General features: G+C 33.8%; 10 protein-coding genes, 2 tRNA genes, 3 rRNA genes and 1 pseudogene. 9 read left to right on the top strand and 7 right to left on the bottom strand.

Annotated elements, in window-relative coordinates; all coding sequences use genetic code 11:
* Nucleotides 1-53: 53 nt before the first annotated feature.
* Both dnaB and A8C32_RS16415 read left to right on the top strand, forming a co-directional pair.
* Nucleotides 54-1,595 carry a replicative DNA helicase gene (gene dnaB / locus A8C32_RS16420; RefSeq protein WP_069831486.1) on the top strand — a complete coding sequence of 514 codons (1,542 nt, stop codon included), beginning with the start codon at nt 54-56 and terminating at the stop codon, nt 1,593-1,595.
* A 201-nt stretch (nt 1,596-1,796) separates the two neighbouring features.
* A complete protein-coding gene (locus tag A8C32_RS16415) occupies nt 1,797-2,981 on the top strand; it encodes an asparagine synthetase B (protein WP_069831485.1) in 1,185 nt (394 codons plus the stop codon).
* A gap of 164 nt (nt 2,982-3,145) precedes the next feature.
* Here A8C32_RS16415 and A8C32_RS16410 read toward each other — a convergent pair.
* From A8C32_RS16410 to A8C32_RS16380, 7 genes and pseudogenes are all read right to left on the bottom strand, one after another.
* A pseudogene (locus tag A8C32_RS16410) lies at nt 3,146-3,951 on the bottom strand (transposase family protein).
* Nucleotides 3,952-4,213: 262 nt separating this feature from the next.
* Nucleotides 4,214-4,558 (bottom strand): 50S ribosomal protein L20, encoded by a 345-nt coding sequence (rplT, locus tag A8C32_RS16405; protein ID WP_069831484.1) that lies wholly within the window; start codon nt 4,556-4,558, stop codon nt 4,214-4,216.
* A gap of 134 nt (nt 4,559-4,692) precedes the next feature.
* A complete protein-coding gene (gene rpmI, locus A8C32_RS16400; RefSeq protein WP_069831483.1) occupies nt 4,693-4,890 on the bottom strand; it encodes a 50S ribosomal protein L35 in 198 nt (65 codons plus the stop codon).
* Nucleotides 4,891-4,995: 105 nt separating this feature from the next.
* Nucleotides 4,996-5,541 carry a translation initiation factor IF-3 gene (gene infC / locus A8C32_RS16395; protein WP_083253395.1) on the bottom strand — a complete coding sequence of 182 codons (546 nt, stop codon included), beginning with the start codon at nt 5,539-5,541 and terminating at the stop codon, nt 4,996-4,998.
* 32 nt (nt 5,542-5,573) lie between these two features.
* Nucleotides 5,574-7,508 (bottom strand): threonine--tRNA ligase, encoded by a 1,935-nt coding sequence (gene thrS / locus A8C32_RS16390; protein WP_069831481.1) that lies wholly within the window; start codon nt 7,506-7,508, stop codon nt 5,574-5,576.
* 365 nt (nt 7,509-7,873) lie between these two features.
* The gene (locus tag A8C32_RS16385) at nt 7,874-8,179 is read right to left on the bottom strand and encodes a Dabb family protein (protein ID WP_069831480.1); all 306 of its coding nucleotides are present in this window, start codon (nt 8,177-8,179) and stop codon (nt 7,874-7,876) included.
* Between the two features lie 5 nt (nt 8,180-8,184).
* Nucleotides 8,185-9,246, bottom strand: coding sequence for a type III polyketide synthase (locus A8C32_RS16380; RefSeq protein ID WP_069831479.1), 1,062 nt, complete (start codon nt 9,244-9,246; stop codon nt 8,185-8,187).
* A 1,188-nt stretch (nt 9,247-10,434) separates the two neighbouring features.
* On the opposite strand from A8C32_RS16380, the gene A8C32_RS16370 reads away from it, so the two are divergent.
* The 7 genes from A8C32_RS16370 to A8C32_RS16345 all read left to right on the top strand — a co-directional run bounded on the left by A8C32_RS16370 (nt 10,435) and on the right by A8C32_RS16345 (nt 18,970).
* Nucleotides 10,435-11,952, top strand: a 16S ribosomal RNA gene (locus A8C32_RS16370).
* Between the two features lie 87 nt (nt 11,953-12,039).
* Nucleotides 12,040-12,113: transfer RNA gene (locus A8C32_RS16365), tRNA-Ile, on the top strand.
* Nucleotides 12,114-12,186: 73 nt separating this feature from the next.
* Nucleotides 12,187-12,260: transfer RNA gene (locus A8C32_RS16360), tRNA-Ala, on the top strand.
* 190 nt (nt 12,261-12,450) lie between these two features.
* Nucleotides 12,451-15,275: ribosomal RNA gene (locus A8C32_RS16355) — 23S ribosomal RNA — on the top strand.
* Nucleotides 15,276-15,426: 151 nt separating this feature from the next.
* Nucleotides 15,427-15,534 (top strand): 5S ribosomal RNA (gene rrf / locus A8C32_RS16350).
* Together the 16S, 23S and 5S rRNA genes with 2 tRNA genes alongside form the textbook arrangement of a ribosomal RNA operon.
* Nucleotides 15,535-15,715: 181 nt before the next feature.
* Nucleotides 15,716-15,832 carry a transposase gene (locus A8C32_RS20050; RefSeq protein ID WP_083253446.1) on the top strand — a complete coding sequence of 39 codons (117 nt, stop codon included), beginning with the start codon at nt 15,716-15,718 and terminating at the stop codon, nt 15,830-15,832.
* A 351-nt stretch (nt 15,833-16,183) separates the two neighbouring features.
* The gene (locus A8C32_RS16345) at nt 16,184-18,970 is read left to right on the top strand and encodes a lamin tail domain-containing protein (protein ID WP_069831478.1); all 2,787 of its coding nucleotides are present in this window, start codon (nt 16,184-16,186) and stop codon (nt 18,968-18,970) included.
* Nucleotides 18,971-19,781: the final 811 nt, after the last annotated feature.

Here is a 19,781-nt window from a genome sequence, read left to right as displayed (position 1 = left end):
TCACATGACATTTTATCTCTGAAAAAAACTCTTTTTTAATTACTTTAGTAGTCATGAAGCAACCAAATCAAGTTCAAGGATATAAAGTTGATAAAAGTACAATAATTAACCTTGAAAGAGGGAAGATACCGCCTCAAGCTACTGATTTAGAAGAGGTTGTTCTTGGTGCGATGATGATTGATAAAAAAGGTGTTGATGAAGTTATTGATATTTTAAGTCCAGATGCGTTTTATAAAGAGTCACATCAATATATATTTGAAGCTATTTTTACATTATTTGAAAATAGTGAACCTGTCGACTTATTAACGGTTTCTACGCAGTTAAAAAAAGATGGAAGACTAGAGCAGGCAGGAGGGGATTTTTATCTTATATCTTTAACCCAAAAAGTATCATCTTCCGCTCATATTGAATTTCATGCACGTATTATTTTACAGAAATTTATTCAACGTAGTTTAATTAAAATTTCTAACGAAATTATAGAAGACTCTTATGATGAAACTAAAGATGTTTTTGATTTGTTAGATAAAGCTGAATCTAAATTATACGAAGTTACACAAGGAAATATTAAAAAATCTAGTGAAACTGCGCAAGACTTAGTAATACAAGCTAAGAAACAAATTGAAGAAATTTCAAATAAAGAAGGGTTAAGTGGTATTCCTACAGGGTTTAATAAATTAGATAAATTAACATCAGGTTGGCAACCATCAGATTTAATTATTGTGGCAGCTAGACCTGGTATGGGTAAAACCGCATTAACCTTATCGATGGCAAGAAATATTGCTGTAGATCAAAATATACCAGTTGCCTTTTTCTCATTAGAGATGGCATCGGTACAGTTAATAATGCGTTTAATATCCAGTGAAACAGGATTGTCTTCAGAAAAATTACGTACAGGTAAGCTTGAAAAACATGAATGGGAACAACTTAACGTAAAGGTAAAAGGCTTAGAAAAAGCGCCTTTATTTATTGATGATACACCATCATTATCTATATTCGATTTAAGAGCAAAAGCACGTCGTCTTTCATCTCAACATGGTATTAAATTAATCATGATTGATTATTTGCAATTAATGACTGGGGGACCTAGTCATGGAGGTAATCGTGAGCAAGAAATATCGATGATTTCCCGAAACTTAAAAGCTTTAGCAAAAGAGTTAATGGTACCTGTAATAGCATTATCTCAATTATCACGTGCTGTGGAAACCCGTGGTGGAAGTAAAAGACCATTATTATCAGATTTACGTGAATCTGGAGCAATTGAGCAGGATGCCGATATTGTAAGTTTTATCTATAGACCAGAATATTACAAAATAGAAGAGTGGGATGATGATGAACGTTCACCAACAGAAGGGCAAGCAGAATTCATCATTGCAAAACATAGAAATGGGGGGTTAGAAAATATTCGATTGAAATTCCTTGGTCACTTAGGTAAGTTTGATAACTTGGAAGACTTTGATTCTCCTTTCGAATTTCATTCTAAAATGAATGCAGCCGCAAATGATGATACATTTAAAGCAGAGAACTTTGCAGCAAGCCCAGATCAAGCTTTTGGAAGTTCATTTAATGATGATGACGATAATGATGTGCCGTTTTAAGAATTAAACTCATGTTAAACAGTATTAGATAAAAATAAATTTTAACTATCTTTCATCATGAATCGTTAAGTATGTAGTTATTCCCATAAAGAAAGGATTTAGAAAACTTATAAAGCTTATCTCAAATTGAAAAAGATATTTATTACACTATTATTTATATGTTTAGGGTTTAAAACCTATGCATCTTATATCCTAATACCAATGGATATTGAAAGTCAAAAAAATCATCTAAAAGCGTATGGTATAACATATTGGGTTCTTAATAAGCAGTTGAAAGTAAAATGGTTACTTAATTATAAAGGAGGTTCATTCTTGTTACCAGACACCGAAGCTATTCAGCGAGAATGCCAAATACGAGGCATTTCATTCGAGATACTTTCCAATACTAAAGCGGAAAGTATTTTAGAAGAAATTAGTAGTCCTAGCCAAAATATGGAAGCAGTAGTTTTAGAAAAAGCACCTAAAATAGCAGTATATACACCTAAAGGCAAATTACCTTGGGATGATGCAGTAACTATGGTCTTACAATATGCAGAAATTCCATATGAAACTATTTATGATGAAGAAGTATTAAATGATGGTTTACTGCTTTTTGATTGGTTGCATTTGCATCATGAAGATTTTACAGGGCAATATGGGAAATTTTATGGAGCTTATAGAGCAGCATCATGGTATATTGAAGATAAAAAGAAAGCAGAAAGTTTAGCTGCTAAATTAGGATATGCTAAGGTTTCAGAAGAAAAAGGAGCAGTAGCTTTAAAAATTCGTGATTATGTAATTGGAGGAGGATTTATGTTCGCTATGTGTAGTGCAACAGATAGTTTTGATATAGCCCTGTCTGCAGAAAGCATTGATATTTGTGAACCAATGTTTGATGGAGATGGCAGCGATCCAGGATATCAAAATAAAATAGATTACAATAAAACATTTGCTTTTTCAAACTATATTTTAGAAAGAAGCCCAAAAGTTTATGAGTTTTCATCTATTGATATGACTAGTAAGCGTAGAATTCCAAAAATCACAGACTATTTTTCGCTCATGGAGTTTTCCGCAAAATGGGATCCAATTCCTACTATGCTGTGTCAAAACCATACCGCATTAGTAAAAGGATTTATGGGGCAAACAACTTCATTTAATAGAGATCAAATAAAATCTAATGTATTAGTGCTAGGAGAAACAAAAGTAAATGGCGAAGCAAAGTATATTCATGGTATAAAAGGAAAAGGTTTTTTTACATTTTATGGAGGGCATGACCCAGAAGATTATCAACATAGAGTAGGAGACCCTAAGACAGAACTTGACTTACATCCAACATCTCCAGGTTATAGGTTAATTTTAAATAATGTATTATTCCCAGCAGCAAGAAAAAAGAAACAGAAAACGTAGAAGTTTAAAATAAGGTCTAGTATATTTTGAATGAGAATTCATCTTGACTTTTGTTTTTAACCGAAAATGAGTCAAAATTAGTCCAGATATAGTTGTTTTTAAAAGAGCACTAAGTAAAAATATAACGAGCTAATTAATAACAATAGTAGATTTTTTAAATGAACTCATTTAAGGTTTTTCTTAAGATATATTTTTTTTAGAGCAATCACTATAAAAGCAATAAAATTAAAACCTTTCCAGCTTGTTATAGTTTTATTAAATTTATTTAATAAAGACCTAAAGCTATCCATTCAGGCATTAGTTATTTCAATGGAATATCTTTCTAGATATAATTTTTGATCAAAATAATCTCGATTATCACTGTTGCTATTACGTTTGTTTTCTGCAAAATTAGCTATGATTCTTTTAGCCTCACATGTATCTCTAAGTTTTTGAGAATCAAATCCTGCATCAGCATTTAGAAATAATCCATCTACACAGATATCAGAACACTCTAAAGTTGCTGTGACTTCTTTGAAATGTACTTCGATATCAAATAAGTCGTTATGGTTGCCACTAACAGGCTCAGACATAACTAAAAGTATACCTTGCAGATCGGTAAGGTATAAAGCATTTGTGGTTTTACACTTTTTCTACCTTGATAGCCTACTTGTTCTGCACCTTTTAAGGCTGTAGTATGACTACCATTTAGATCACTACTTGACAAATCGAGCTTTGATTTATGACTAGATAACAAGGAATCCAGTAAGATTTCCATGCATCTAACTTACTCCATTTACGATAATGATAAAATACATACTGATAGCTTAATGTTTCTGATTCAAATAAGCTACTTATTGGTAAAAACTCCCATTGAACACCTGTTTTTAACTTAATAAAGGATACGGTTTATAAATTCAACTAATGGAGCTTTTGGCTTTGGCTCTTGTTTTCCTATTGGTAAATAGGGGAGTATTTCTAATTCTATCATATCTTTGCTTAGTACATAGGGTTGTGATTTTTTATGTTTTGCAACACAAATTTCTACAACCTTTTTCTTTTTTCAAAACCTTAAATGAGTTCATTGTAAAAAGCAATATGCTAGGTTAGAAGTTTTTAAAAAAAGATTTTTTCTAAGATATAGCTCTTTAATATAAATATAGTACAGTTTCTATAAAATAAAAAAATCTGATTCAATTAAGAATCAGATTTTTTAATTAAGCGAAATATGTTTTACAATAGGCGAAAACGCCTTATTTTACTTTGTTTACAACGACTTTAAAAGCCTCAGGGTTATTCATAGCTAAATCAGCTAAAACCTTACGGTTTAATTCGATATCGTTAGCTTTTAATTTTCCCATAAATTGAGAATAAGATAAACCATGTTCTCTGGCTGCTGCGTTAATACGCGTAATCCATAAAGCACGGAATGTTCTCTTTTTATTTCTACGATCTCTATACGAATATTGCATCGCTTTATCAACCGCATTTTTTGCTACTGTCCAAACGTTTTTACGTCTTCCAAAGTAACCTTTTGCTTGTTTTAGTACCTTTTTCCTTCTAGCTCTTTTAGCTACAGAATTTACTGATCTTGGCATAATTTTAATTGTTTTTGTAGTAGGCGGTCAGTAAAATTGACACTTTTTTATTTTTTAATTGTAAAATTTACAATAGTTAATTAATAAGCCTAACTCCAGGGTTTATAAATTGTTTTAACCGGTTTAAAGTAATATTACTTTAAACGTAACATTGTTTTAATGTTATTTTCATCAGCCTTATGTACTAAGGCATCATGAGTTAGAGCAAGCTTACGCTTCTTAGTTTTCTTTGTTAAGATGTGACTCTTAAAAGCGTGCTTTCTTTTAATCTTACCAGTACCTGTTAACTTAAATCGTTTTTTGGCACTAGATTTTGTTTTCATTTTAGGCATTTTCTTCTCCTAGTTTTAATTATTTCGCTTAATTGCTTTCTATGCTAAAATTATTTTAGCACCTTGTATTTTACTAATTTTTATTTTCTTAAAGAAATCGAGTACTTATTTCTTTGGAGCTATAAACATAGTCATACGCTTACCTTCTAATCTAGGCATTTGTTCAACTTTACCAAATTCTTCAAGATCCTGAGCTAAACGTAATAGTAATATTTGCCCCTGTTCTTTAAATATGATAGATCGTCCTTTAAAGAATACAAAAGCTTTAAGTTTTGCACCTTCTTTTAAAAACTTCTCAGCATGTTTCTTTTTAAATTCGTAATCATGGTCATCAGTCTGAGGACCAAAACGAATTTCTTTAATAATAACCTTAGTTGCTTTTGATTTTAAGGCTTTATCTCGTTTCTTTTGCTCATAAAGAAACTTTTTATAATCCATAATCTTACAAACAGGCGGATCTGCATTAGGTGAAATCTCTACTAGATCCAACCCTTGCTCGTCTGCTGCTCTTAAGGCGTCTCCTTTGGTGTAAATACCAATTTCCACATTATCTCCAACAAGACGTACTTTTTGAGCAGTAATCTTAGAGTTTATTTTGTGTTTGTCTTCTTGTGAGACTCTTCTAGGTTGTTGTCGTCTTCTAAGTGCTATGGCGTTATATTTTTTAAATTAAACTTATTATTTTAGAACGTTTTTAACGTTTTTTTTATCTCTTCTTTAATAATTTTAGAGAAATCTTCGATACTAATCATTCCTAAATCCTCTCCACCATGCTGGCGAACAGTAATTTTACCTTCCTTCTCTTCTTGTTCACCAATAATAATCATATAAGGGTGTTTTTGCATTTCTGCTTCCCTAATCTTTTTACCAATGGTCTCATTTCTATGGTCTACAAGGGCGCGAATTTCGTCATTTTCTAGCAAATTTAAAACTTTTTCTGAGTATTTTTCATATTTCTCGCTAATTGACAGTATAATAGCCTGTGTTGGCATGAGCCAAAGCGGGAAATTCCCTCCAGTATGTTCTAGTAATAATGCTATAAAACGTTCCATGCTACCAAAAGGAGCACGATGAATCATAATAGGTCTGTGCAATTCATTATCACTACCTTTATAAGTCAAATCAAAACGTTCTGGTAAATTATAATCAACTTGAATAGTGCCAAGTTGCCAACGTCTTCCTAGAGCATCCTTAACCATAAAATCTAGTTTAGGGCCATAAAAAGCAGCTTCGCCAGTTTCTATAACATAATCTAAGTCCTTATCTCTTGCAGCATTAATAATAGCCTGTTCAGCTTTCTCCCAGTTTTTTATATCACCAATATATTTATCAGGATTTTCAGGATCCCTAACAGATACTTGAGCGGTAAAGTTATCAAAGCCTAAAGAACCAAATACATAAAGAACCAAATCGATAACATCTTTAAATTCTTTATCCAATTGTTCAGGCATACAAAATAAGTGAGCATCATCTTGAGTAAACCCTCTAACACGAGTTAAACCATGTAACTCACCACTTTGTTCATATCTATAAACCGTACCAAATTCAGCATAACGTTTTGGTAAATCTTTATAAGACCATTGAGAACTATTATATATTTCACAGTGGTGCGGACAGTTCATAGGTTTTAGTAAAAACTCTTCATCTTGTTTAGGTGTAGTAATAGGTTGAAAACTATCCTCACCATATTTAGCATAATGACCAGAAGTTTCATAAAGTTCCTTTTGTCCAATATGTGGCGTAACGACCATTTCATAACCAGCCTTCTTTTGTGCAGCCTTTAAAAAGTTTTCTAAGCGCTCACGTAAAGCAGCACCTTTAGGTAACCAAAGCGGTAAACCTTGCCCTACTTTTCTAGAAAAAGTAAACAACTCTAATTCTTTGCCTAATTTTCTATGGTCACGTTTTTTTGCCTCTTCAAGTAAAGTTAAATATTCGGTAAGCTCCTTTTGTTTAGGGAAAGAAATACCATAAATACGAGTAAGTTGAGGGTTGTTTTCATTACCTCTCCAATAAGCACCTGCAACACTTAAAATCTTAACAGCTTTTATAATACCTGTATTAGGTATATGTCCACCACGACATAAATCTGTAAAAGAAGAATGATCACAAAAAGTAATCGTACCATCTTCAAGGTTTTCAATCAACTCCGTTTTAAAAGGATTGCCTTCGTATAAAGATAATGCTTCAGCTTTAGTCGCAGAGCGCATTTTAAAATCATGTTTACCTCTGGCAATCTCTAACATTTTGTTTTCAATAGTCTTAAAGTCTTTTTCAGAAACGTTATGCTCGCCAAAATCTACATCATAATAAAACCCATTTTCAATAGCAGGACCAATAGTAAGTTTAGCGTCAGAGTATAACTCTTCAATAGCCTGAGCTAAAACATGAGCAGAAGAATGCCAAAAAGCAGTTTTACCTTCGTCATTTTTCCAGGTATATAAAATTAAAGAACCATCGGTGGTTAAAGGCGTCACAGTTTCTACGCTTGTACCATTAAAATTCGCCGAAATCACATTTCTTGCAAATCCTTCACTAATGCTTTTAGCAACATCCATTGGTGTAACGTTTTCTTCAAACGTTTTAACACTGCCATCGGGTAATGTTATATGTATCATTAAAATAAATTAAATTAAGAGAACAAAGATAATGGTATAAACAAATACATACAATTTTATATTAAGTATAATTTTTATTTTAGAGTTGTCTTCAAGGTATAGTTGTGTATTATGTTTTTTTGAAGTTAGTAAGCTTTGATGCATTTCTTTTGTAGTAAAAAATTTGTATACGAATAAATCTAGGTATCATTATCAATAATTTAGGCTCGTTTGTTATTACAATTATGTTATTTAGGAATAAACACCCTTTAAAATAACAATCTTAAAGGGTGTTTTTTTATTATTTTTAAATTTATTAAAAATAAAAGTGTGTAGAAAAATTAGAGGTCTAAGATAATATTATGGTAAACAAATATACCAGTTCCTTAAACTTTAATATTGTTAGAAGCGAAATCAAGTATATACTTTTCTTGAATATTAATCGAAGTATTTTTTATGACCTCGAGATGTGTTTCATCTGTCATATACAATTCTAAATCTTTTTTATTTTTAAATTTTGAAAATAAAACAAGATCTCCATCAATATAACTTTTTAGTAAGTTAGATTTCTCAATAATATCAAAATCTGCCAAATAAGGTAAATCTTTTAATCTAAAAAGTTGTTCTTTTAAACTGTCGATAGATGTAGTATCTGTTTTAATGAGCTTAAAAATTACGATATGAATCACCATATTTTTTAATTTTTAATCCAAGTTCCACGATTAATTTCTGCAGTAAATCCAGGGCCAAAAGCAGCCATTATACCTTTGTCTCCATTTTTTCTGTTATTTGCAATAAATTCATCATTCAAAACATCAAGAACAACTCCACTAGCAATATTTCCGTGGATTCTAAGACTTTCTCTGCTTTTAGATACGTTCTCTTCTATTAAATCTAGATTAGAAACTAATTCGTCTAAAATTTTTCTACCCCCAGTATGAAATATATGAAAATCTAGATCATTAACATTTGCATTAAAATCTTTTTGAATAAAATCTTTCATTATTGGAGCAACATCTTTTATACTGTGCATAACATCTTTATCTAAGCCAAAATGGAAACCAGTAGATTTTACATCATATTTAATATAGTGATCAGAATCCTTTTTTAAATAAGAATCGATACCTTCAATTAAGTATCCTTCATCACCTTCTTCTGGGGTGCCTTTTATAACACATGCAGAAACAGCATCTCCAAATAAACAATTTGAGATTAAAGAAGATATTTTATCATCTTGAGGTTGAAATAATAAAGATGAAAACTCAACAGATACTAATAAAACATTGTGATCAGGATAAGCCTTCGTGTATTCGTGAGCTCTATTTAAAGCCCATGCACCAGCAACACACCCTAATTGAACTATTGGAAGTTGTTTCGTGTTAGATCTAAAATTTAAATCACTAATTAAATAAGAAGTTAGAGAAGGCATTAAAAAACCTGTACAAGAAACAACAATAAGAAGATCAATATCTTCGGGTTTCATTTTATTTTCTGACAGTACTTTTTGTGTAGCTTCAGAAGCCATTCTTAAGCCTTCATCTTTATATAAATTGTTTCTATACTCAAATCCAGGGTGAGTAGTTACTTGTTTAATTGGAGAAAGTAAATTTCTAGATTCTACCTGAGTGTTTTTAATCATACGCTCAACGGTACTCCATTTTGGGTGATAAGGAAATAAATCCTTTAATACATCAATCATTTCTTCTTGGTTGATTTGATGTTCAGGGAACATAATAGTAGGTTTTGTTACTAAAGACATAATTTTTTTAGTTTTTAGGGGTTTGTAAATTAACAGCAATACTGTCTTTTTTTTAAAAACAGAGCTTTTCTTACACTATTGTCTTATGTAACTATAAAAACTTACAATTAAAATAATATTTTTTTTACTTTTAAATATAGAAATTTGAATAATTATTAAGTTTTATAAAATATATGTAATATGATGAATCAAATAAATTGGATAGAAATATTAGGTTATGTAGCTTCTTTGTTTATAGCTATAAGTATAATGATGAATTCAATAGTCAAACTTAGAGTAGTTAATCTTATAGGAGCTTTTTTGTTAGGAATATACGGGGTGTTTATTAGTTCTGTACCTGTAATTTTGTTAAACTTTTTTATTGTTTTAACAAACATTTACTTTCTTTACAAGAATATTAAAAAAAAGGAGACTGGGAATAAGGTATAATAAAATGATGCAATTAAGCTTTAAATTATCTCAATTCATTAAATAAATTCTTGTAGAATACTCAAAGCTAGAAATATAAATTCCTTAATATAGATAAGAAAACTAACTTTCATTTTTTTGTGCTATTCAATTGTACATTATTTTTTATAATGCGCATTTATTTGTTTGTAATAAAACTAAAGATTTAAAGTCAGTTCAAAGTTAAGTATAATTTCTATTTCTTAATTAAGGTATTTTTTAATTAAAGATATGAAGTAGTTAAGTCTATTATATGATGATGCATTGAGACTTAAAAGCTGATGAAACGCCAAAGTCTGATAAATATTGTACTAGGGTATTATTTATTTTCACGTTTAAATACTTGAGGTATATGTATTTAAAAAGAGTTATGATTAAATCATTAAAAAAAGGTTAAAAAAGGTGTTGAATAAACAAAAAAGGGTTGTAGGTTTGCATCCGCTAAAAACGGCATTAGTTGTTGAAGGCATACGTTCATAAGAAGTTTTACTAATCGGTTTTAGAAGTTGAAAAAAAACTTTCAAAAAAGATTAAAAAAAGTTTTGTGAGAATAAAAAAGGGTTTTATATTTGCACCCGCTTATCAAGGAAACGCGATAAGAGAACAAAGAAAACAAGTTCATAAACATATTGAATTGACAGCGTAAGATTTTAATTGGAAACGGTTAAGATTAGACAAAGAGAATAAGCCATTTAGATTATATAGATTGATCTAATTAATTGTTAAGATATTAAAAAAATAACGATGAAGAGTTTGATCCTGGCTCAGGATGAACGCTAGCGGCAGGCTTAACACATGCAAGTCGAGGGGTAACATTGTAGCTTGCTACAGATGACGACCGGCGCACGGGTGCGTAACGCGTATACAATCTACCTTATACTGAGGGATAGCCCAGAGAAATTTGGATTAATACCTCATAGTATGTTTAATTGGCATCAATTAGACATTAAAGGTTACGGTATAAGATGAGTATGCGTTCTATTAGCTAGATGGAGTGGTAACGGCACACCATGGCAACGATAGATAGGGGCCCTGAGAGGGGGATCCCCCACACTGGTACTGAGACACGGACCAGACTCCTACGGGAGGCAGCAGTGAGGAATATTGGACAATGGAGGGAACTCTGATCCAGCCATGCCGCGTGCAGGATGACTGCCCTATGGGTTGTAAACTGCTTTTATACAGGAAGAAACTGCTCTACGTGTAGAGATTTGACGGTACTGTAAGAATAAGGATCGGCTAACTCCGTGCCAGCAGCCGCGGTAATACGGAGGATCCAAGCGTTATCCGGAATCATTGGGTTTAAAGGGTCCGTAGGTGGATAATTAAGTCAGGGGTGAAAGTCTGCAGCTCAACTGTAGAATTGCCCTTGATACTGTTTATCTTGAGTTATTATGAAGTAGTTAGAATATGTAGTGTAGCGGTGAAATGCATAGATATTACATAGAATACCAATTGCGAAGGCAGATTACTAATAATATACTGACACTGATGGACGAAAGCGTGGGGAGCGAACGGGATTAGATACCCCGGTAGTCCACGCCGTAAACGATGGATACTAGCTGTTCGGTTTCGACTGAGTGGCTAAGCGAAAGTGATAAGTATCCCACCTGGGGAGTACGTTCGCAAGAATGAAACTCAAAGGAATTGACGGGGGCCCGCACAAGCGGTGGAGCATGTGGTTTAATTCGATGATACGCGAGGAACCTTACCAGGGCTTAAATGTAGATTGACATGTTTAGAGATAGACCTTTCTTCGGACAATTTACAAGGTGCTGCATGGTTGTCGTCAGCTCGTGCCGTGAGGTGTCAGGTTAAGTCCTATAACGAGCGCAACCCCTGTTGTTAGTTGCCAGCATTTCAAGATGGGAACTCTAACAAGACTGCCAGTGCAAACTGTGAGGAAGGTGGGGATGACGTCAAATCATCACGGCCCTTACGTCCTGGGCTACACACGTGCTACAATGGTAGGGACAGAGAGCAGCCACTTGGCGACAAGGAGCGAATCTATAAACCCTATCACAGTTCGGATCGGAGTCTGCAACTCGACTCCGTGAAGCTGGAATCGCTAGTAATCGCATATCAGCCATGATGCGGTGAATACGTTCCCGGGCCTTGTACACACCGCCCGTCAAGCCATGGAAGCTGGGAGTGCCTGAAGTCCGTCACCGAGAGGAGCGGCCTAGGGTAAAATCGGTAACTAGGGCTAAGTCGTAACAAGGTAGCCGTACCGGAAGGTGCGGCTGGAACACCTCCTTTCTAGAGAAAGACGATTAAGAAGTATTATAACTATAATGATAAATAGTTTATTCTCGCAGCTGTTAATTTAAGAATATAAAATAGTAGAGTCTCATAGCTCAGCTGGTTAGAGCGCTACACTGATAATGTAGAGGTCGGCAGTTCGAGTCTGCCTGAGACTACTAAAAAAAAGAGGAAATTCTAGAACTGAGAATTCTAAATTCACATTAAGGATTCTAAACGAAGAATTACAATGGGGGATTAGCTCAGCTGGCTAGAGCGCCTGCCTTGCACGCAGGAGGTCATCGGTTCGACTCCGATATTCTCCACGATTCCATATAAGGAAAGAAGTTCATTGACATATTGAAAAAAGATACATAAAAATTTAAGATTAGATTGATCTAATAATAAATAATATAAAGGATTAATTAGAATCACGAGCGATTTCTAATTAATCACAGATAGTTTATATAAGATTTTTATATAAATTATAGTAACTCATTAAAAAAGCAAAAAGTACAATAAGCTAAATAAGGGCGTATGGGGAATGCCTAGGCTCTCAGAGGCGAAGAAGGACGTGATAAGCTGCGAAAAGCTGCGGGGATCAGCACACATGATTAGATCCGCAGATATCCGAATGGGGCAACCCGGCATATTGAAGATATGTCACCTAGTAATAGGAGCAAACCCGGAGAACTGAAACATCTAAGTACCCGGAGGAGAAGAAAACAAAAGTGATTCCGTTAGTAGTGGCGAGCGAACGCGGATTAGCCCAAACCATTATTGTTACGGCAATAGTGGGGTTGTAGGACCACGATATTTGAAGCACAATGAATTAGAATACTTTGGAAAAAGTAACAATATAGGGTGATAGTCCCGTATAAGTAAAGCGTGTGAATCTAGTGTAATCCTGAGTAGTGCGGGACACGAGTAATCCTGTATGAAACAGTCGGGACCATCCGATAAGGCTAAATACTCCTGAGAGACCGATAGTGAACTAGTACCGTGAGGGAAAGGTGAAAAGAACCCTGAATAAGGGAGTGAAATAGAACCTGAAACCATACGCTTACAAGCGGTCGGAGCGGACTAGATCTGTGACGGCGTGCCTTTTGCATAATGAGCCTACGAGTTACCGTTGCTAGCAAGGTTAAGTGATTAAGTCACGGATCCGTAGCGAAAGCGAGTCTGAATAGGGCGCTTAGTTAGTAGTGGTAGACGCGAAACCGTGTGATCTACCCATGGGCAGGTTGAAGCTGTAGTAACATACAGTGGAGGACCGAACGGATATACGTTGAAAAGTGTTCCGATGACCTGTGGGTAGGGGTGAAAGGCCAATCAAACTCGGAAATAGCTCGTACTCCCCGAAATGCATTTAGGTGCAGCGTTGATTAATAGTTTTATAGAGGTAGAGCTACTGATTGGATGCGGGGGCTTCACCGCCTACCAATTCCTGACAAACTCCGAATGCTATAAAATGTTTATCAGCAGTGAGGGCATGGGTGCTAAGGTCCATGTCCGAGAGGGAAAGAACCCAGACCATCAGCTAAGGTCCCCAAATATATGTTAAGTTGAAATAACGCGGTTGAACTGCTTTGACAGCTAGGATGTTGGCTTGGAAGCAGCCATTCATTTAAAGAGTGCGTAACAGCTCACTAGTCGAGCGGTTCGGCATGGATAATAATCGGGCATAAACATATTACCGAAGCTATGGACAATTAATTGTGGTAGGGGAGCATTGTAGTGTCGTCGAAGGATTACTGTGAGGTATTCTGGAGAATCTACAAAAGAAAATGTAGGCATAAGTAACGATAATGCGGGCGAGAAACCCGCACACCGAAAGACTAAGGTTTCCTCAGCTATGCTAATCAGCTGAGGGTTAGTCGGGACCTAACGCGAACCCGAAAGGGGTAGTGGATGGCCAACAGGTTAATATTCCTGTACCTGCTCACACTAAAAGTGACGGAGGCGTAAATTTGGTGCGTACTGACGGAATAGTACGTTGAAGGGAGTAGTAATACCCCGATAGTACACTGCGACTTCGGTCAAGGTGATAATCCAGAGAAGCGACTTCCAAGAAAAGCGAGTGAAGCAGCCCGTACCCTAAACCGACACAGGTAGTTGGGATGAGAATTCTAAGGTGCTCGAGAGATTCATGGCTAAGGAATTAGGCAAAATAGACTCGTAACTTCGGGAGAAGAGTCGCCACCCTTTGGGGTGGCCGCAGTGAAAAGGTCCAGGCGACTGTTTATCAAAAACACAGGGCTATGCTAAATTGAAAGATGACGTATATGGCCTGACACCTGCCCGGTGCTGGAAGGTTAAGTGGAGGGTTTAGCTTTTAGCGAAGATCTGAAATGAAGCCCCAGTAAACGGCGGCCGTAACTATAACGGTCCTAAGGTAGCGAAATTCCTTGTCGGGTAAGTTCCGACCTGCACGAATGGTGCAACGATCTGGACACTGTCTCAGCCATGAGCTCGGTGAAATTGTAGTATCGGTGAAGATGCCGATTACCCGCTGTGGGACGAAAAGACCCCGTGCACCTTTACTATAGCTTAGTATTGGTTTTGGATAAGTAATGTGTAGGATAGGTGGGAGACTTTGAAGTGGCGTCGCTAGGCGTTGTGGAGTCATTGTTGAAATACCACCCTTTGCTTATCTAGAGTCTAACCTTCAAATGAAGGGACAGTGCTTGGTGGGTAGTTTGACTGGGGTGGTCGCCTCCAAAAGAGTAACGGAGGCTTCTAAAGGTTCCCTCAGCACGGTTGGTAATCGTGCGTAGAGTGCAATGGCATAAGGGAGCTTGACTGAGAGACCTACAAGTCGATCAGGTACGAAAGTAGAGCATAGTGATCCGGTGGTTCCGCATGGAAGGGCCATCGCTCAAAGGATAAAAGGTACGCCGGGGATAACAGGCTGATCTCCCCCAAGAGCTCATATCGACGGGGGGGTTTGGCACCTCGATGTCGGCTCGTCACATCCTGGGGCTGGAGAAGGTCCCAAGGGTTGGGCTGTTCGCCCATTAAAGTGGCACGCGAGCTGGGTTCAGAACGTCGTGAGACAGTTCGGTCTCTATCTACAGTGGGCGTTAGAAATTTGAGTGGATCTGACTCTAGTACGAGAGGACCGAGTTGGACTAACCTCTGGTGTATCTGTTGTTGCGCCAGCAGCATTGCAGAGTAGCTACGTTGGGAAGGGATAAGCGCTGAAAGCATATAAGCGCGAAACCCACCACAAGATGAGATTTCTTTAAAGGGTCGTGGGAGATTACCACGTTGATAGGCTATAGGTGTAAAGGCAGTAATGTCATAGCCGAGTAGTACTAATAACCCATAGGCTTATTGTACGCCTGTTTTTTTAAAAGTTTACAAAAAGTTATATTATAAAATTTTTAAGTATGTCACCTACGGGTGTTTTTCAATATGTTAAGATATTTGTTCATCGTAAAGATGAACGCTGTAGTGATAAGTTAATCACTTATTACCATAGCTATAACTTAAGGTGGTTATAGCGATGGGGCTCACCTCTTACCATTCCGAACAGAGAAGTTAAGCCCATTAGCGCCGATGGTACTGCATTTGTGGGAGAGTAGGTCGTTGCCTTTTTTGATACTGATATTAACTCAGTGTTTAATTAATCCTCAACATTTCTTTGTTGAGGATTTTTTTTTGTCATTGTTTTAAAATAATTATACAAATTTTGGATAAAGCCCAATTGTTGTGTTTAGGCAAATATTCTGGTAAGTCTAATTAGAAAGAATTATACAGTTTTCATTCTACTAAAAATATAAATATTCCAGACAATATTAAGCTTATTAGAATACCGCCATATATCCCGGAATTAAATCCTTGCGAAAAAGTATGGCAATATTTAAAAGAACGATTTAAAAAACAGAACATTTGAAAATATCAAAGATCTTAAACATTGGTTAAATCAAACGGTAAAAACACAAATTAACAATAATATAATCAACATTGTAAAATCTGAATTTTATATAAAAATTCTTAAGCTTGTTTTAAATTATAATTGCTATAAGAAGCCACTCCACTTTTTATTAAAAATAAAAAGTAAAAAAATCACTATTATTTTGTGAATACTTTTAAAGATAAAACCGTTATAATTGACTGGTATTTATAAAGATATAAGTTTAATAAAAAAGAATAAAAAATTTAGATCATTTTAAGTTGTTTTAAGAGAGGGTAGGAAATTTCCATATTAAATTGTTTTATAACTATGATCTCTAAAAAGAAGCAAATGAAAAAAATATTTTTATTATTAGCATTAGTAACAACAACACTATATTCTCAAAATATAGTTATAAATGAAGTTCAAGCAAAAAATTTTAGAACTTACGTCGGACCTTTCCCGCTTGACACTTATTTAAATTGGATTGAATTAAAAAACACAACGGCTTCAGAAATTGATATTGGAAATTATTTTTTAAGTAATGATAGTGATGATATAGAAAAATGGACTTTTCCACTAGGCACAGTTATTTCAGCAAATGGATTTTTATTAATACATGCAGGAGGGGATAATATTAATAAAACTTCAGCTGCAGCTGGTACCCATTTAAACACAAATTTTAAACTTTCACCTTTAGGAGAAAGCGTTATACTTTCTAATGTAGATGGTTCTGAAATACATAAAATAGAATATCCTCCAATGCAGAATGATATTTCTTATGCACGTCTTAATGATGGTTCTTTTTCTTTTATGAATGCCCCAACGCCTAATGCTGAAAATCTAGATACTACTGCATTTAAATTATTAGATTCAGATATAAAAATTAGTGTAGCATCAGGACTTTATGCTTCAGGACAAACTGTAGAAATAACAAACACAGGAGAAGGTGAAATTTATTATACTATAGATGGCACAATACCAAGCACATCTTCTTTGGTATATACTACACCTATAAGTATTAATGAGAATACAATATTAAAAGCGATTGCAATAAAATCAATTTCAGAATTTAGTATTATTGAAAATAGATCTTATATTATAGGAGCTTCTCACGATCTCCCTTTAGTATTGTTAACATCCGATAACTCATCTTTTAACCATAGAAATAAAGAGGTTATTGATGGTCGGGTTGCATTTAGTTTTATAGAAACGGATGGAAGAGTTGTGATAAATCAATATGCAAATTTTAGAGCATCAGGAAAGACCTCTCTAAGTCAACCACAATTAAATGGCAAAATAAAAGCAGATAAGATATATGGCGATGATGATTTTGATTATAAAATGTATCCCAATAAAAATATAGGTAAATTTGATAGTTTTTTATTAAGAAATGCAAGTCAAGATTGGTCTGAAACTCATATGAGAGATGCCTTTATGTCAAGATTATTAGGACAAGATAATTTAGCAGATTTCCCTTTTGAAGGATATCGACCAGCCGTATTATATGTAAACGCTAGATATCAAGGTATTATTAACGTTAGAGAAGATGATGATAGCGATTATGTAAAGCATAATTTTGGATTAAAAAAGAATGAGTTTGAAAAAAGTGGTAGAGATCAAATTATCTACGGTTTTACAACAGACAGGACAGAATTAGAAAATAAATTAAATTTTAACGATCATGTAAACGTACAATTTTTAATTAGTTATGCTGATCTTAATGAATATGGGTTTGGAAGTTGGAAAGATTTATCTGGAAAAACGGCACATGAAAACCATTATTATATGCATGATTATGATGCTACTTTCGGTTTGTTTGGAGAAGAACATGTTCCATTAGTAGGTCCAATGTCAGTATCATCTATTGTTCCTTCTGAAATGAGAAGGCATGAACCGTATAAAAATGAAGCATTACAATTCATTGCCGCTACTTTAAACCATATTTATAATAAGGAACGCACTATTTCTATAATAAATACGATGGAAAGTGAATTAGAAAGTGAGATACCTGCGCATGCTATTATAAATTCTCAATTAGCAATAGATCAGGATTATAATAGATCTAATATACCGCCCTTTGCTAATGTAACAGAATGGAAAAATAATGTAAATGCACTCAGGAAAGATGTTGAAGGAAGGTTAGACGCAGCCATTTTCACTAGAATTAAAAATGAATATGGATTAGAGGATCCTATACAGGTAACTTATGAAAGTTCAGATATAAATAAAGGGCTAGTAAGAGTACACAATGTGAAATCTATAAAAGAAACTTTTACAGGAACTTATTTTAAAAATATTCCTATTCGTTTTTCTGCAGAAGCTTTACCAGGATATAAGTTTGTAAGGTGGGAAGGCGATGTTTCTGGTACCGATGCTGAAATAGCACCTGTTTTTTCCACAAATGCTAGTATTAAAGCTGTTTTTGAGCCAATAGCAATAGGGTCAACTAATATAGTTATTAATGAAATACAAGGGAAAAACGATGCGACTATTGCAGATGAAAATGGAGAATATGACGATTGGATAGAAATTTACAATCCAGAAAATACAGCCGTTAATTTAGCAGGTTATTATATTTCTGACGACACTGCCGAACCTTTAAAATGGAAAATTACAGATACTGATGCTAGTAAAACAACGGTTGCAGGTAAAGGTTATTTATTATTATGGGCAGATAAAGAATTAAGCCAAGGAGCAAATCATTTAGATTTTAAATTAAAAGGAACAGATGAAGTATTATTAACATCACCAGATGCCACCACTTTAATACAACAAATTTCTTTTATAGATATAGATACAGATACCTCTTATGGAGCAACATTTGATGGAGATACAGAATATATTACTTTTTCAGCACCAACCCCAGGAGCTACTAATGGTTCAGATCTTAGACTTAGTAAAGGTGATTTAGATATTAATAATACTAAAATAAAAGTATATCCAAATCCAACAAGAGGCTTAATAACGATAACTAATTTATCTAAAGGAGATAGGTTGACTTGGAAATTATACAATATTACAGGGCAAATTATTAAATCTGGAACTCAAACAGAGATAGATATAGAAGAAATAAATAAAGGCTTATATATTTTAAATATTAACGATAACTTTAATGTAAAGGTTATTAAACAATAAATTTTATAATTTATTATTTGTTCTATTGCTATTTCACTTTTGAATCTAATTTATAAAAAGAGTGTTTTTTATATTAAATTCAAAAGTGAAATAGCATTATTTATTGAAGTGATTTAACCTTTTTTAATTCTAGTAAAAATATTGACTTTTAGTCGATTCGAGTACTTTCTATGTCTTAGAATAAATCTATAATAAGAAAAGGGCAGTTTATAGAGAATTCAAGATACAACTGGTAAGAGTTAAAAACTACTTTTGTTTATTGGAGTTTGTTTAAATAATTAAGATCTCAAAGAAAAATCGTATTATTTGAAAAGTATTTTTACATTTTCTTTTATAATTTTTAATTCAGAATATAATTTAGAATCAATAATAATATACTTTATATCTTTCTGTATTTGAAACTTTTGTTTAGAGACTAAGAACTTTCTATAACAATTTCTTTTAATTGATTAAAATTTTATCACCTTTTGTTAATGCGCTTGTAATATATGGCATTATTAAATTTTAGGTTTTAGTTAAAATATACTTTCTATTTTGAGCTTGTATTTTTATTAAATAAAATAGTAACATTATAAATGATATTGTTCTTATCCTATTGACCATCAATTATTTTTTTTATTGAATCAAAAACTCTTCTTTTTATATATAGTTGATAGGGCGGTTTTATTTTTTGAATTGTGATCAATAAAAAGTTAACATAGTTTTAGAAATATAAATAAGTTTTTAATCATGTATATAGGTTTTAATGATTAAAGACTTACAACAACTGTTTCCTGTTAAATAAATGAATTAGTAAATTTATTATCATAAA

The organism is Flavivirga aquatica, from assembly GCF_001747085.1.
Taxonomy (GTDB): Bacteria; Bacteroidota; Bacteroidia; order Flavobacteriales; family Flavobacteriaceae; genus Algibacter_C; species Algibacter_C aquatica.
This window is presented reverse-complemented; position numbering and strand designations above follow the sequence as displayed.

Excerpts from the sequence above, each read along its gene's own strand:
- dnaB (WP_069831486.1), top strand. The coding sequence starts at position 54 with ATGAAGCAACCAAATCAAGTTCAAGGATATAAAGTTGATAAAAGTACA.
- A8C32_RS16415 (WP_069831485.1), top strand. The coding sequence starts at position 1,797 with ATGGATATTGAAAGTCAAAAAAATCATCTAAAAGCGTATGGTATAACA.
- rplT (WP_069831484.1), bottom strand. The coding sequence starts at position 4,558 with ATGCCAAGATCAGTAAATTCTGTAGCTAAAAGAGCTAGAAGGAAAAAG.
- rpmI (WP_069831483.1), bottom strand. The coding sequence starts at position 4,890 with ATGCCTAAAATGAAAACAAAATCTAGTGCCAAAAAACGATTTAAGTTA.
- thrS (WP_069831481.1), bottom strand. The coding sequence starts at position 7,508 with ATGATACATATAACATTACCCGATGGCAGTGTTAAAACGTTTGAAGAA.
- A8C32_RS16385 (WP_069831480.1), bottom strand. The coding sequence starts at position 8,179 with ATGGTGATTCATATCGTAATTTTTAAGCTCATTAAAACAGATACTACA.
- A8C32_RS16380 (WP_069831479.1), bottom strand. The coding sequence starts at position 9,246 with ATGTCTTTAGTAACAAAACCTACTATTATGTTCCCTGAACATCAAATC.
- A8C32_RS16345 (WP_069831478.1), top strand. The coding sequence starts at position 16,184 with ATGAAAAAAATATTTTTATTATTAGCATTAGTAACAACAACACTATAT.